The organism is Selenomonas sp. FC4001, assembly GCF_000701565.1.
Taxonomy (GTDB): domain Bacteria; phylum Bacillota; class Negativicutes; order Selenomonadales; family Selenomonadaceae; genus Selenomonas_A; species Selenomonas_A ruminantium_B.
Genome location: NZ_JNJF01000016.1, coordinates 45,272 through 58,167, shown reverse-complemented (window position 1 = coordinate 58,167; position 12,896 = coordinate 45,272). Strand labels below are relative to the sequence as shown.

Here is a 12,896-nt window from a genome sequence, read left to right as displayed (position 1 = left end):
TCCTCCATGCAATAATTTCATTGACAAGGGCTATCTTAGCATTTACATTATAATATGTAAAATACTATTATATGATTGTTTGGATAAGCTTTTACCTATATATGAGAGGAATTATCATGACACTGCGGCATTTCCAAATCTTCCTTAAAGTCTATGATGAAGGTGGCATGACTAGAGCTGCTGACAAAATGCACATCTCCCAACCATCCATCAGTCAGGCTATTAGAGAACTGGAGGAACACTATCAGGCAAGGCTTTTTGAGCGGCTGGGCAAACGCTTGTTTCTAACGGCAGCAGGGCAGGAACTCATGCACTATGCTCGGCATGTGATAAGCTTGACCAATCAGGCGGAATCTGCTTTGCGGGGATACTCTCTTCATTCGCCCCTTCGTATTGGTGCCACACTTTCCATTGGAGAAAGTGTCTTTATCCCCCTCTTGCGGAGACTTAAAGAAAAGGTGCCTGAGCAGCCCATCTTTTCCCGCATACACAATACGGCTACCCTTGAGCAATATCTGTTGCAGGATGAACTGGACATCGCCTTGGTCGAAGGAAATATAGAATCTGAATATTTGCGAGAAATTCCTTTTCTTGAAGACGAACTGATACTTGTGGCTGCTCCAGGCAACAAGGATGTGTTGACCAAGGATGAGATTGCCAGTTGTGACTTCATCATGCGGGAAGAAGGCAGCGGCACGAGGAATCTCTTTGAACAGGTCATGAGGGAGAAAAAACTAACACCACATGTTGTCGGTGTATACAACAATTCCGCTAGTATTAAGCAGGCAGTCATGGCCAATCTAGGTATCACTGCGTTATCTCGTAAATTGGTGGAAAAAGAAATCGGAGATGGCAGCCTCATCAGGCTCACCGTCCCTGGCATACAATTCAAGAGAGATTTTCGGCTGGTTTATCATGTAAACAAATACATCACACCCAGTCTTAAGCTATTCATGGAAATTTGCCAATGCGAGTACTAACATAAGGCTTGGTGCAAGGGATGTAGCAATAACACAAATAACTCTAATCACCGCATATGAGTGATTAGAGTTATTTGTGTTATCTTAATGTATCATGCCCCAGCCTACTCATAGAGCAAGAATGCTTTCTGTAGCTGCTCCAGGAATCGCTCCGCTATAGGCGAAAAGGTGGGGGATTTTTTCCAGACGATGTAAGGTTACGGCCAACGGTTACTTTGATTACGACAAAGATGAGGCCACCATCAAGCGTGAACGCATGGAGAACCGCAAGAAGCTGAACGCCCAGTCGTACCATTGATTATAAGAATGGCACCTATGCTCACGAAGGCGGCGTTCCCGACAATATGCCGGATGATGCCCCGGATATGTTCAAGCAGTATTACGATTACTACAAGACCGAGCGTGGCTACCATCCTCGTTCCTTGAACTCCAATAACGGCAGGAATCTGACTTCGCAGCTGGTCTTCCTCAATACGCCCCAGCTGGCCTATGCAGATGAGATTGACCGCCCAGTACTCCTGGTGCATGGTGAAAAGGCCCACAGCCGCTATTTCTCTGAGTACGCCTTTGAAAAATGACGGGTGTAAAGCCGGAAGGCAAGAGCATGACAGTTGGCAACAAAGAACTTGTCATCGTCCCTGGTGCTATCCACTGCGACCTTTATGATGGCGGTGGCAAGAACGCTATCCCCTTCGACAAGATTGAGCAGTTCGTGAACCCTCACCCGACTAAAGTCGGGTGCTTCCAACGGCATGAATAAGTTCGTGTCATGCTGTCTTTAGGACAGCGGATTGCCTTTCTACGATAAGGCTCTGAACTCAGAAATCTTGTCGGCATTACGCCGCAAGCTCCGCATTCAGGCTAAGTAACGTAGACAAGGTGCAGGTGGTTTTCTTGGTACATTGAGGAACTTTTGCCTCAATGCCCAACCTCGCCTTCGCAGGTAAGGATTTTAGGAGTTCCCGGATAAATTACCGGGCACCAATGTTATAACTGGCGGAAAGGTCACAATGATACCTCTTTATAATTTTCCATAGTGGTAGACAGCATCAAGAATACCCACTCTGGCACCATCAGGGTAGTGGGCGTGAAGGAAGTCATCATGGATGATGAAGCAGCCAAAGGCTGCATTACTTTTACACGGTCTGCCCACTGTGCCTGACATCCTTGCAGGCAGCCAAGAATTGCCGCTGAGTTTCCCGAAGGGATTGCCAGCCTTTTGCAAAATAGGCAAATCTTTTATGGGGAATCCATACAAAATAGCTAAATCTTAAGCTGGACATACTGGTGTAGCTCTTGAGCGAATGCAAAACAAAGTGATAAGAGCATATAACATAAGTCACTCAAAACACTGCATATAAGTGATTCGAGTGACTTGTGTTACCTTTTTTATCTATTTTCCCTTAAAAATAGCCATATTATAATGGGAAATGTGAACGTAGAGAATCAATCTTTCAGTTTCAGCCCGTCATGGAAGGCCTTGCCTACTACCGGCCCCACCAGTCGGTAGGTCTTGGTGGCAATATCGAAAATGATGGGCTGCAGCTTGTCGTAGTCCACTACGCCGTCCGTCAGAACTGCTTCATCTGCTTGCTGAGCAATGATTTTGCCTACCAGAATGCTCGGTTAGCAGCAAGCAGAGCTGTTAGAAGAACGGTTCGTCGCGTTCTATGTGTTTTCAGAACAATTGGGAATGAGCATAAGGAACACTTGCCGTGCAAAAGATGGAAATTTTCGCTCATTTTTAGTATAATTAAAAAAGACGAAGGGATATAATGCTGGCATGACCTGAGAACAGTTTTAGGATGTACTGGTGAGTAAAATTGAGGAGTGAATAGTCAGTGAGAGTATATCTCGATATGTGCTGTTATAACAGGCCGTATGATGACCAATCAAGCCTGAAAGTAGCTATGGAGACACAATCAAAGATTCATATACAAAATCTCATTAAGAAGGGAGTATATGACCTTATAGGTTCATATACATTGGACTATGAGGTAAGCAAGAATCCCTTCGAAATGCGAAGAAAATCCATAGTCAAATTTATCAATGACAATATCAAAGGATACGTAGGTACCGAAAGAGCAGAACTCCTCAAGCCCATTGCTGAGGAACTGATGGGGATGGGAGCTAAGGAAAAGGATGCATACCATGTTGCTTCGGCTATTTATGCCAAATGTGAATACTTTATATCGACAGATATTCGACTGATAAAATGCAAAACTGATAAAATAAAAATGGTCACTCCTATAGAATTTGTAGTTGAAACGGAGGGCGAAAATGATGATGGCGACAAATGATATTATGAATCGTGGTATGGAATGCCTTACGGCTTCATTGGGCATAGTGGAGGCAGAGCACTTCATTTCTACAATCATTAGGGAAAAATTTGACTATACCACTTGGCAGAGACAGTATTTTGATGCTATGGAACCGGGGGCGTTCCATAAAAACGCTGTAGAATATGCAAATGCACATCCTTATAAAGGAAATGCCGAAAGACTTTGAAGTGATAAGAGTAAATAACACAAGTCACTCAAATCACTTATATGCAGTGGTTTGAGTGACTTGTGTTACCCTTATTCATCTGCTTTCCCCTTAAAAATAGACGTATTATAAGGGGAAGTGGAGGTTGATGGCATCATTCACCGGGAGGTTTATCCAGTGGTTCCGCCGAAAACAGAATATAGCCTGACGGACTTTGGTCGCACCATGTCCCCGGTGCTGAATGCTATGTGTGAGTGGGGCAAGGACATATGGCCGATAAAATTCGGCAGGATGCCGTGTGAAAATGGCAAGGAGAGGGGTGTTCAGCGTGAAGGCTACTGATGATTTGGCGAGAATACTTAAGGATAGCACCAGAGCTGTATTCTTCGGTGGTGCTGGTATGTCCACGGAATCTGGCATTCCGGATTTTAGAGGAGCTGGGGGCATATATAGTCAATCCCTCCATCGTGAGTTTCGTCCCGAGGAGATGGCTTCGCATAGTTTCTTGGTGAATCACCCAGAAGAGTTTTTCGATTTCTATCGTAATCGAATGCTGTTCATGAACGCTGAACCTAATGCCGGCCACATGGCTCTGGCTAAGCTGGAGCGGGAAGGCGTACTTCAGGCTGTGGTCACCCAGAATATTGATGGTCTGCACCAGCTGGCAGGGAGTAAAAGGGTTTATGAGCTGCATGGTTCCAGTCTACGCTGGCCCTGTATGAAATGCGGCAAGGTTTATCCCATGGAATATGCCTTAAGAGAAGAAAATAAGCCCATTCCTCATTGTGAAACCTGCGGAGGCGTTGTGCGTCCTGGCGTTGTTCTCTACGAGGAAGGGCTGGATGAGGAAGTTCTAGAAAATGCTGTTAAAGCCATCAGAGAGGCTGATACGCTTATTGTTGGCGGTACATCATTGGTGGTTTATCCGGCGGCAGGGCTGATTGATTATTTCCGTGGCAAACATCTTGTGCTTATAAATAAGACCGCAACAAAAGCAGATTCAATGGCGGAACTGGTTATTCGTGATGCCATAGGAAAAGTGCTGAGCGAGGCAGCGGGGCGTGTTTTTCCTGTCTAATCATGCATTACAAAACTAGCATTCCAACGCTTCGCTAAGACTGTGGGGGATTCCCCTCGGTCCCCTCACAGCATAGATACCATATTGAAATATGCAGAGGCTAATCATGCGGCACCAATCTGGATGTATACCTTTTCGTCAACCGGTCGGCAACATGAGCGTAACGGGCTGTTATCTTCGGGTCCCGGTGCCGCAGCACTTCCTGAACAAGCCGCAAATCCTTGGTTTCCTGATACTCAATGTTTCGCAGTCCCTCTATCCCATCAGGTATAGGATGAGCTTGTTCCTGTATCTGGTAAAATACACAGAAATAAAGAAAATATATTGTATTTTTCTTTATATATGATAGAATATAGATAGATAAGGATGGAGGAGGTGGTTTGCATGGCACAGACAGTAAGTGTAAATTTCAAACTGGATTATGATGTCAAGAAAAGTATGGAACAGGCTTGTGCGGATATGGGACTTTCCATGAGTGCAGCATTTACTATTTTCGCCAAGACGGTAGGTCGGGAAAGAAGAATACCTTTTGAAGTGTCTGCTGACCCGTTTTACTCTGCGGCAAATATCCGCTACTTGGAGAAAAAGATGGAAGCTTACAAGGCTGGGCACTTGCAGGTGGCTGAACATGAACTGATTGAGGATTGACCATGCAGATAAGACGGTTAGAATGGGATATCGATGCGTGGGAAGATTACATGTACTGGCATATGCAGGACAAGAAAACGTTGAAGCGTATCAATGAACTCATAAAAGATATGTTGCGGCATCCATTTGATGGTAAAGGCAAGCCGGAACCCTTGAAGCGAAATTTGCAGGGATTCTGGAGCCGAAGGATTGATGGCACAAATAGAATTGTATACGCAGTCGAGGATGAAAAGGTCATAGTAATCGCTTGCCGTAATCATTATGATAACTGAGCAAAGTCGCAGGAAAGAGAATCTTCTGCGACTTTGTTGTGCGTGTGTATAGAAACAGCTACCGTTCGGTGGCTGTCTAGCAGGTTGGTAAATCTATAGAGACTAATCATGCGGCACCAGTCTAGATGTATATCGTTTCGTCAAACGGTCGGCCACATGAGCGTAGCGAGCGGTAATCTTCGGGTCCCGGTGCCGCAGCACTTCCTGAACAAGCCGCAAATCCTTGGTTTCCTGATACAAATTAGTCCCGCAGCTGTGACGGAAAATATGGCAGGAGCAGCCCGGATTCTTTAGGCCACAGACATCCAGAGTTTTGTTCATGATAGACCGAATCCCGTTACGGGAAATGCGTCCCATCAGGTTCCTATTGGAGGAGGAAAGAATCAGCGGCGTAAGTACGCCGTCTTTTTTTATCGTTCGGTCAGTGGGGATGGCCTTCAGATATTCTTCAAGAACAGCAAAGGTCTCGTCACAGGGATAGATAGGCTCCAGTCTGCCCTTGTGCCCCTTTCCACGAATCATAATTGCCTTAGCCTCCCAGTTGATATCTTCCACGCAGGCCCGGTGAACCTCAATATTTCGCAATCCCTCTACTCCCATAAGATACAGGATGAGCTTGTTTCTGTATCTGGTAAAAGGAACCTTATCCTCATCAATGACGCGGACTATCTCATTCATCTGCTGGGGGGTATAGATGTGCAGAAGGGAATCATCTCTGCTCCCGGCAGTAGGGGCTTCGACTTTAGCAGCTGGATTGACCTGGATAAGCTCCAGTCTCTTGGCGGCAGCATAGAATGCCCGCACAGAGGTTAACATAATTTGGATGCTGTCCGGTTTGTACTGCCGGTTCAGCAGAAATTCCCGGTACATGAGCATCTGGTATTCGTTCATTGCCAACGGGCTGCGTTCGTGGGATAAGCACCAGCGAATAAAGAAATCAATCTGGTTGATGTAGTGCCGCATGGTATCTTCAGACGGATTTCCCTTGGCAATGACCCGGGGAATGAATTCGGCATAATGCAGGATAAAGTATTCCGGGGTAATTTGGTGGACATCCAGAGTCTGGGCTAATGTATTAGTTGTGGTTGTCAAGTTCCTGTTGGACATAGAATACCTCCTCTCAAAAATAGTCAGATAATTATGGGAATATCAATTGGCACGAAAAAGATGGTGGAAATGTTTCTATTTATATTTTAGTGTGGCTTTGAGGAATTAGCAACACTAAATATAACAAAATTCACTTTTGGAAATCAGCTCCACATATACTTGCATTATATCATGAATTTGGTATGGAATCCGAATTCGTTGATATAGAGTACCAGGCTTCCAAGTCCAACTTCAATCAAAAGATATGGAACATGAGCCAAAGCTGCTACAAAGGATTAAGAATAACTTCCTCAAGTACATACTGCCCCTCGATGAGGTCAACGCAACAGCTGACTACGATGGGATAAGGAAGACAAATGTCCTGAAGTGGCTGCTTGAAGGATAAGTATGAGCAGTAATCCAGGTCAAGACAAACAACGCTATATCCCATTCAATCGGTCATAAAATGTATTTTTACGCTCATAAAGGAATGCAAAATGGCAAGAGCCGATTTAAGGCACCTGACAGCCCCTGTGAGCGTTTTTATAATTTAAGCGACAGTTTATATACACGATAGAGATATCATGGCTTACAGACGATTCTACGAGGTCAATTTTTCTGAGAGCCAAGTGAAATTAGCAAATGTTGAGTTGTTAGCATCATCAACTTTAATACTGTTATTAAAGTTGATGACTCTATTAGTGTTTCTAACTCAAAAAATCTCAAAAAAATATCGTACAGGTACCGGATTCCAGCGAGCCCTCCAAAAATATAGTACCATTTATATAGAAGGCAGTGCGAAAAACTGCGAGACAATCTTAGACTCGCTCATGTGGCGAATTACAAAGAAGAGGAGGACTTTGCTATGGAAATAGTTGACTTCATGAGCGGCAGGGAATATCGGGTCAAGCATCAGAAGCTTCGCATCACGAAGATTACTGACCTGCAGGATGCTCACAAGTTGCTTGTGGAAGCATATTTTCGTGTCAGCTACAATCAACGTATCAATCTGAAGGGCTTTATTCCCTACAGTGCTATTGCCAATGAGGCTCGCGGCAAGGGCAAAGACGCATATACCGTCACGCATCATGCTACTGATGACATGATTGACTCGGTTATCTTGAAACTGCCTGTGGGCATTCCCTCAAAAGAGCTCACCCTCTTTGAGCACAACCTGATGAAAGCAGTCTGCCGCACCCTTGTAATGGCTACCCCCACGCTCTCCATTAAGGATATCCGTACAGCTCCCCCTGCTATTGTGGCTCTTATTGAACGTATCGAGAAAAATGGTTATCGTGACCTAAACCTTCCTTTGGATGAAATTATTCGAGCCGTCGAAAAAGATGAGGTTGAAACTGAGATGGAGCTGTGGTCCGGGAGGTCTTTCGTGAATATCCGCTGCGTCAATGGTGTTGATATGGTTTCTGCATCCGCAGAGCTGGTATCCCTGTTCTATATTGTTTCCAATCGTCCACTTTTCGCTGAAGAGGATATCATTGATGAGTACTACTTCTATGACGAAGTTCCCGAAGCACCTGAGGACCTTGGCCAAGAACATGATATCCCTGATAGTCTTTAATGATGATGGCCATCAGAAAGGAGTTCTAACGTGAACCATTTCGTAACCATGTCTTTCCAACAAGTGATTGCAGATTTGCCCCTATATATCCGAAGCTTTTTCTCGAAGGCCGCCATATATAGAGCTAGTTACATCAAAAAAGAAGTCCGTTCTATCGGTTCCAAGTCTTCTGTCAGTATTTGTCTACATCCTGTCCTTTTTGCAGAAGGCGACCAAATCCATACCCCGCAGCTGGCAGGAGCGGAAGTCATTCCAGGTTCCAGCCTCATTCGGACAAGAATTCATGGAGACTTGATATACGACGAGGAAAATAAGATTTTGTTCTTTTTGGAAGCCAAACTTATTGGAAAAAAGAAGCAGACTTCGCAGCTGGATATTCGCCAGAATCACAAAAATAAAACCCGAAAAATCCTTACGTTTTTGTCACATCTTATCCATTATGATGGAGACAATGTGAAGTTACGTTCTATCCAAAATAAACCCCATGTCAATTATAGAACTGTGACTTCATTGGGTCGATAATCTAACTTTTTAGAGCAAAAGAATAAACAAAGCCTATTTAGACAAAAAATCCCAAACATGAGCATTGATATACAGCTCATGTTTGGGATTTTTTTAGATTTTTTCCATTTCAACTTTCATGGATATTCTACGCGGAGTATTCATCTTATCAAACTGGATAATGTAAACAGCCATATCTGTATCTACAGAGACGATTTCTCCCATCCCAAATACTTTATGTGCCACCTTGTCACCTTTATGATAATGGCCGGTTTTCTCTTCTGCTGTACGTTCCATAAGACCTTCCATATCTTTGATATAGCCCAATGCATCTTGCTTTTCTGTATCAGAGATAGTGGTAACATACTCCAGAAGGTTCTCATCAATATCCAAAAGGAAACGTGACGGATATCTGACAGATTCATCGAAATTAACTCCACCTGCAGAAGACAAGTACAACCGCTTTTCTGCTCTGGTCACAGCCACAAAAGCCAGCCTCCGCTCTTCTTCCATTCCTTCGATAGTTTTGACATTCCTGGAAGGAAAAACTCCCTCATTTAGGCCGCATAGGAATACATAAGGAAACTCCAGCCCCTTGGCCGCATGAATAGTCATCAGCTTTACATTGTCGCCGTTCTTTGCTGTGTCGTTGTTAGTGAAAAGAGCCACCCGAGCTAAGTAATCGTCTAACATGGCTTCTTCGCCACAGGATGCTTCATAATCATAGATGGACTGCTCCAGCTCTGCTAAATTGTCTAATCTTTCTTGGTTGCCCTCAGTACGAAGCATTTCCTCATAGCCACTGACCTCAAGAACATCAGACAACAATTCAGAAATCGGCTTGCCCCTGTAACTGGAAGAGAACTCCTCTATCAGTGAGACAAAGGCCCCTGCCTTCGTTCCTTTAAACATCTCATGCTCCAAATTATCAGTCAACGCCTCATAAAGAGTGCAATTGTTCTGCTTCGCATAATCCTGAAGAAACTTCATTCGTGTCTTCCCAACCTTTCTTTTGGGCTCGTTTACAACACGCTTAAAAGACAAATCATCCTTGTAAACAAGCATCCTAAGATAAGATACAGCGTCTTTGATTTCTTTTCTATCGAAAAAATTAGTTCCGCTGTAAAGCACGTAAGGCAGTTTTTCCTTAATAAATAATTCTTCTAATGGGCGTGTAAGATAATGGGCTCTGTAGAGAATAGCAATATCCTTATAAGATACTCCTAATTCGTGAAGTTTGGCAATTTCTCCACATATCCACTTAGCTTCATTTTCTGGAGAATTCCAACTGGAACAAAGAACCGATTCGCCTGCTGACAGCATAGGAATCAAACTCTTCTTAATACGGTTTTTGTTCCTGTCAATAAGAGCATTAGCAACAGCTATAATTTCTGGGGTAGAACGATAATTCTCTACCATATAAATGGTCTTAGCTGGTGAAAACTCTTGGTCAAAATTCTGAATGTATCGGATATTAGCCCCACGCCATGTATATATCGTTTGGTCTGGGTCCCCTACCACAAAGAGATTCTTATGATAACCGCTAAGAACTTTCATTAAGCGGTACTGGAGTTCGTCAATATCCTGGAACTCATCTATCATGATATACTCCAGCTTTTCTTGCCACTTTAAGCGTATTTCTTCAAAGTGCTCTAAAACGTGCAATGTGACTGTGATTAAGTCCGTGTAATCAAGACCGAAACACTTTTTTTCATGATAAAGATAGCCATAGAAGATAATATCTTCAGTGTCAATAGCCTGCTCGTATTTTTCCTTGATTGCTTCCCGAGTCAGGGCAATAATATCCATATAATAATTGGGTTCAGTGCTGGTTTTCCTGTTTTGAATCATCCCCCGAGCCTTAGCATAGGTCATGTCTCTAAGGGACAGACTCCGCTCTTCATAGATTGTCTTCAGCATCGCATCAATATCGCTATTGTCAAGCACGATAAAATTGCGAGGATACTGTATTGCAAAGCTTTCCTCTTTCAGCACCAACAAACAAAAGCTGTGAAATGTGCTTATATATCCTGTATCATGTTCTCCAACAAGCTTACGAATCCGCTTTCTCATTTCCATGGCAGATTTATTGGTAAAGGTAATGCACAGAATATTGCCTGGCATAATGCCAACTTCTTCCACTAGGTAGGCATACCTATGGGAAAGTGCTCGTGTCTTTCCTGCCCCTGCACCAGCAATAACACGTACATATCCTTCTGTTGTCGTCACAGCCTCCACCTGGGCAGCATTAAGACCTACAAGTATCGCATCTTTTTTCATCTTCTCAATTCCTTTCTTTTTACCTCAATCCATCTCGACAAGCAAAATATAGCAAAAAGGATGCCCTTTCTATGGGATTTTTTAAAAAAAGTTTTTTTTTGCAAACCGCGAAAACTCCTGAGGATATACCGGTTTTTCCTTCGTCTTTACATTATTTGCAGTCTGCTTCCCATAAAGAACAACAGAAAGCCGCCATGACGCACAACGTGAATCCGTTGCATGCCATGGCGGCTTTGTACACTCTCTATGAAATTCTTGTTTCCTAATGGCTTATCCTTTGAGTTTTAGCCCGTCATGAAAAGCCTTACCCACAACCGGCCCCACCAGACGGTAGGTCTTGGTGGCGATGTCAAAGACAATCGGCTGGAGCTTGTCATAATCAACTACTCCATTTGTCAGCACCGCTTCATCGGCCTGCTGGGCTACGATTTTCCCAACCAGAATCCCCGTCTCGTCGCTGTAGCTTACGCACTCGCACTCCAGAGTCACGGGAAATTCCTCGATAATGGGAGCGTTGACATGAGCACTCTTGTGGACATGACAGCCAGCCTTCTCTATCTTGTTGACCTTGTTGCCAGTTTCCACGCCAAAGTAGTCAGCGATTTCCACCGTGTCCTTGGTGGCAAAAGCTACGGTGAAGGCATTGGTATGCTTGATGTTCTCCGTGGTCTTGTGCTTGGCCAGAAACAAGGTGATTTCATCAAAATCCGACTGTGCTCCCCAGGCTGCGTTCATGGCGTTGGGAACTCCGTTCTCGTCATAGGTGCCGATGATGAATACGCCCTCCGGGGCGATGCAGGCTTTCTTGCAGGTGAATTCTACACTCATAATTTTACATCCTCCATACCTTCGCTTTCCTTCATATAAGAAATATATTCCTTTCCCCAGACTTCCATGGCCTCCAGCACAGGATGAAACTTCTGGCCGATTTCGCTTAGGGAGTATTCCACCCGTGGTGGTATGGATTCGTACTGGTGACGGATAACCAGCCCATGCTCTATCAGGGTCTTCAGCTGGACGAACAGGGTGGCGTGCGTCATCTTCGGCAACTGACGTTGCAAATCGTTGAAACGCACCGGGCCATCTTCCAGGCTATGCAGAATAAGCATAGCCCACTTGCCGGATATGAGCTTCTGAACCGTAGCATAGGGACACTTCCCGAACCACTCATCCATGAGAACAGGGGGATTTTCGCCATTTTACCCTCAGACATCAAATTCTTCCTTCATGTCCAAAATACCACGAATCTCAGCATGGCCGTTCTCAAGATAAAAGAGCCCCATTTCCCAGCCATTCTTGTCGTACATGTCCATTATCTGGGGCATTATCTCCCGCACCTTAGCCAGCAGGGCATCATCCTTTACTACCTTGGCCAAGCCGTCATAACGCATGAACTCGCCGCCGACCACGGCCAGAACCTCCACCTTGGGATTAGCCACCAGCTGTTTGTAAACATTCTTAAAGGTGCCGCAGCCAAAATATACCTTGCCATCCACCAACATGTGAAAGCCAAAAGGACGCCCCTTCGGCTGGTCACCGTCCGTGGTCAGGAAATAGAAGGTCTTTGCCTTGTCCAGGAATTCGTTTACCTTTTCTGCATTAGTCATAATAGGAAGCCTCCCCAAGTCACTTTATTGAACTGCTTTAATTATACGACTCCCAAAATCACCGTACAAGTACGATTATTTATGATAGTAGGTATCTTTGATGATACCTGCCTGCCATTGACATTTGGGACTTTCTGCGATAAATTCTTACCTATGAGAAAGAACACCAAAACCACCATCAAAGAACAGGGAAAAGCATACCTTGATACCATCCGAGCTATCGAGGACACTCTGCTTGCCACCTATGGCTGCCTGCTCCCCTCCGGGGAAGTTAACGGTCACCCTTGTCATGCCGTGGACGAAAGAGGGTGTTCTGGGCGAACTTAAACGGCAGGGTAAGATTTTGGCGTGGAAGTTGGATAAGGATTATGAAGACGG

At 44.4% G+C, this 12,896-nt stretch carries 18 protein-coding genes and 2 pseudogenes; 14 read left to right on the top strand and 6 right to left on the bottom strand.

Going from position 1 to position 12,896, the window contains the following annotated elements; genetic code table 11:
• The first annotated feature begins 116 nt into the window (after positions 1-116).
• The 8 genes and pseudogenes from T320_RS08340 to T320_RS08315 all read left to right on the top strand — a co-directional run bounded on the left by T320_RS08340 (position 117) and on the right by T320_RS08315 (position 4,545).
• Positions 117-980, top strand: a complete 864-nt coding sequence (locus T320_RS08340) for a LysR family transcriptional regulator (protein WP_037354805.1) — start codon at positions 117-119, stop codon at positions 978-980.
• Positions 981-1,324: 344 nt separating this feature from the next.
• The gene (locus tag T320_RS14970; RefSeq protein WP_051608677.1) at positions 1,325-1,558 is read left to right on the top strand and encodes an alpha/beta hydrolase family protein; all 234 of its coding nucleotides are present in this window, start codon (positions 1,325-1,327) and stop codon (positions 1,556-1,558) included.
• A complete protein-coding gene (locus T320_RS14965; RefSeq protein ID WP_231465872.1) occupies positions 1,555-1,740 on the top strand; it encodes a hypothetical protein in 186 nt (61 codons plus the stop codon). Before T320_RS14970 ends, T320_RS14965 begins: the two co-directional genes overlap by 4 nt.
• 346 nt (positions 1,741-2,086) lie before the next feature.
• Positions 2,087-2,254, top strand: a complete 168-nt coding sequence (locus tag T320_RS14620) for a hypothetical protein (RefSeq protein ID WP_156032783.1) — start codon at positions 2,087-2,089, stop codon at positions 2,252-2,254.
• 567 nt (positions 2,255-2,821) lie between these two features.
• Positions 2,822-3,280, top strand: a complete 459-nt coding sequence (locus tag T320_RS08330) for a hypothetical protein (RefSeq protein WP_051608676.1) — start codon at positions 2,822-2,824, stop codon at positions 3,278-3,280.
• Positions 3,261-3,488 carry a hypothetical protein gene (locus T320_RS08325; protein ID WP_037354804.1) on the top strand — a complete coding sequence of 76 codons (228 nt, stop codon included), beginning with the start codon at positions 3,261-3,263 and terminating at the stop codon, positions 3,486-3,488. Before T320_RS08330 ends, T320_RS08325 begins: the two co-directional genes overlap by 20 nt.
• A gap of 114 nt (positions 3,489-3,602) precedes the next feature.
• Positions 3,603-3,809: pseudogene (locus tag T320_RS14375) on the top strand (winged helix-turn-helix transcriptional regulator); the annotation flags it as partial.
• Positions 3,772-4,545, top strand: coding sequence for an NAD-dependent protein deacylase (locus T320_RS08315; protein WP_051608674.1), 774 nt, complete (start codon positions 3,772-3,774; stop codon positions 4,543-4,545). The pseudogene T320_RS14375 and the gene T320_RS08315, both read left to right, overlap by 38 nt.
• Positions 4,546-4,645: 100 nt before the next feature.
• Here the strand turns inward: T320_RS08315 and T320_RS14960 are convergent.
• Positions 4,646-4,780 (bottom strand): annotated as a pseudogene (locus T320_RS14960) (recombinase); the annotation flags it as partial.
• A gap of 149 nt (positions 4,781-4,929) precedes the next feature.
• On the opposite strand from T320_RS14960, the gene T320_RS08310 reads away from it, so the two are divergent.
• Positions 4,930-5,193 (top strand): type II toxin-antitoxin system RelB/DinJ family antitoxin, encoded by a 264-nt coding sequence (locus T320_RS08310; RefSeq protein ID WP_037354800.1) that lies wholly within the window; start codon positions 4,930-4,932, stop codon positions 5,191-5,193.
• Positions 5,194-5,195: 2 nt separating this feature from the next.
• Positions 5,196-5,465, top strand: coding sequence for a Txe/YoeB family addiction module toxin (locus T320_RS08305; RefSeq protein WP_037354798.1), 270 nt, complete (start codon positions 5,196-5,198; stop codon positions 5,463-5,465).
• A gap of 102 nt (positions 5,466-5,567) precedes the next feature.
• Here the strand turns inward: T320_RS08305 and T320_RS08300 are convergent, their stop codons facing one another.
• Positions 5,568-6,572: a tyrosine-type recombinase/integrase gene (locus tag T320_RS08300; RefSeq protein WP_051608673.1), complete on the bottom strand. Its 1,005-nt coding sequence runs from the start codon at positions 6,570-6,572 to the stop codon at positions 5,568-5,570.
• Between the two features lie 844 nt (positions 6,573-7,416).
• On the opposite strand from T320_RS08300, the gene T320_RS08290 reads away from it, so the two are divergent.
• Positions 7,417-8,130: a hypothetical protein gene (locus tag T320_RS08290; RefSeq protein ID WP_037354793.1), complete on the top strand. Its 714-nt coding sequence runs from the start codon at positions 7,417-7,419 to the stop codon at positions 8,128-8,130.
• Positions 8,131-8,160: 30 nt separating this feature from the next.
• Positions 8,161-8,652, top strand: a complete 492-nt coding sequence (locus T320_RS08285; RefSeq protein ID WP_037354791.1) for a hypothetical protein — start codon at positions 8,161-8,163, stop codon at positions 8,650-8,652.
• Positions 8,653-8,745: 93 nt separating this feature from the next.
• On the opposite strand, the gene T320_RS08280 is transcribed toward T320_RS08285, so the two are convergent.
• Entirely contained in the window at positions 8,746-10,911 is a 2,166-nt protein-coding gene (locus T320_RS08280) for an ATP-dependent helicase (protein ID WP_037354789.1), read from the bottom strand.
• A gap of 71 nt (positions 10,912-10,982) precedes the next feature.
• Between T320_RS08280 and T320_RS08275 the strand changes: the two genes are divergently transcribed.
• Positions 10,983-11,177 carry a hypothetical protein gene (locus T320_RS08275; RefSeq protein ID WP_037354787.1) on the top strand — a complete coding sequence of 65 codons (195 nt, stop codon included), beginning with the start codon at positions 10,983-10,985 and terminating at the stop codon, positions 11,175-11,177.
• Positions 11,178-11,181: 4 nt separating this feature from the next.
• Here T320_RS08275 and T320_RS08270 read toward each other — a convergent pair whose 3' ends face one another.
• Genes T320_RS08270 through T320_RS08260 form a run of 3 tightly spaced genes read right to left on the bottom strand, consistent with a single transcriptional unit; the run spans position 11,182 to position 12,518 of the window.
• On the bottom strand, positions 11,182-11,739 hold the full coding sequence (locus tag T320_RS08270; protein ID WP_037354785.1) for a flavin reductase family protein: 558 nt from the start codon (positions 11,737-11,739) through the stop codon (positions 11,182-11,184).
• Positions 11,736-12,086, bottom strand: a complete 351-nt coding sequence (locus T320_RS08265) for a winged helix-turn-helix transcriptional regulator (RefSeq protein WP_037354784.1) — start codon at positions 12,084-12,086, stop codon at positions 11,736-11,738. The genes T320_RS08270 and T320_RS08265 overlap by 4 nt, the downstream gene beginning before the upstream one ends.
• A gap of 30 nt (positions 12,087-12,116) precedes the next feature.
• Positions 12,117-12,518, bottom strand: coding sequence for a pyridoxamine 5'-phosphate oxidase family protein (locus T320_RS08260; RefSeq protein ID WP_037354781.1), 402 nt, complete (start codon positions 12,516-12,518; stop codon positions 12,117-12,119).
• A 153-nt stretch (positions 12,519-12,671) separates the two neighbouring features.
• On the opposite strand from T320_RS08260, the gene T320_RS14845 reads away from it, so the two are divergent.
• The gene (locus tag T320_RS14845; protein WP_197019400.1) at positions 12,672-12,845 is read left to right on the top strand and encodes a hypothetical protein; all 174 of its coding nucleotides are present in this window, start codon (positions 12,672-12,674) and stop codon (positions 12,843-12,845) included.
• Positions 12,846-12,896: the final 51 nt, after the last annotated feature.

Excerpts from the sequence above, each read along its gene's own strand:
- T320_RS08265 (WP_037354784.1), bottom strand. The coding sequence starts at position 12,086 with ATGGATGAGTGGTTCGGGAAGTGTCCCTATGCTACGGTTCAGAAGCTC.
- T320_RS08310 (WP_037354800.1), top strand. The coding sequence starts at position 4,930 with ATGGCACAGACAGTAAGTGTAAATTTCAAACTGGATTATGATGTCAAG.
- T320_RS14845 (WP_197019400.1), top strand. The coding sequence starts at position 12,672 with ATGAGAAAGAACACCAAAACCACCATCAAAGAACAGGGAAAAGCATAC.
- T320_RS08275 (WP_037354787.1), top strand. The coding sequence starts at position 10,983 with ATGGGATTTTTTAAAAAAAGTTTTTTTTTGCAAACCGCGAAAACTCCT.
- T320_RS08300 (WP_051608673.1), bottom strand. The coding sequence starts at position 6,572 with ATGTCCAACAGGAACTTGACAACCACAACTAATACATTAGCCCAGACT.
- T320_RS08340 (WP_037354805.1), top strand. The coding sequence starts at position 117 with ATGACACTGCGGCATTTCCAAATCTTCCTTAAAGTCTATGATGAAGGT.
- T320_RS14970 (WP_051608677.1), top strand. The coding sequence starts at position 1,325 with ATGCCGGATGATGCCCCGGATATGTTCAAGCAGTATTACGATTACTAC.
- T320_RS08325 (WP_037354804.1), top strand. The coding sequence starts at position 3,261 with ATGATGATGGCGACAAATGATATTATGAATCGTGGTATGGAATGCCTT.
- T320_RS08305 (WP_037354798.1), top strand. The coding sequence starts at position 5,196 with ATGCAGATAAGACGGTTAGAATGGGATATCGATGCGTGGGAAGATTAC.
- T320_RS14620 (WP_156032783.1), top strand. The coding sequence starts at position 2,087 with ATGATGAAGCAGCCAAAGGCTGCATTACTTTTACACGGTCTGCCCACT.
- T320_RS08315 (WP_051608674.1), top strand. The coding sequence starts at position 3,772 with ATGGCAAGGAGAGGGGTGTTCAGCGTGAAGGCTACTGATGATTTGGCG.
- T320_RS08260 (WP_037354781.1), bottom strand. The coding sequence starts at position 12,518 with ATGACTAATGCAGAAAAGGTAAACGAATTCCTGGACAAGGCAAAGACC.
- T320_RS14965 (WP_231465872.1), top strand. The coding sequence starts at position 1,555 with ATGACGGGTGTAAAGCCGGAAGGCAAGAGCATGACAGTTGGCAACAAA.
- T320_RS08290 (WP_037354793.1), top strand. The coding sequence starts at position 7,417 with ATGGAAATAGTTGACTTCATGAGCGGCAGGGAATATCGGGTCAAGCAT.
- T320_RS08280 (WP_037354789.1), bottom strand. The coding sequence starts at position 10,911 with ATGAAAAAAGATGCGATACTTGTAGGTCTTAATGCTGCCCAGGTGGAG.
- T320_RS08270 (WP_037354785.1), bottom strand. The coding sequence starts at position 11,739 with ATGAGTGTAGAATTCACCTGCAAGAAAGCCTGCATCGCCCCGGAGGGC.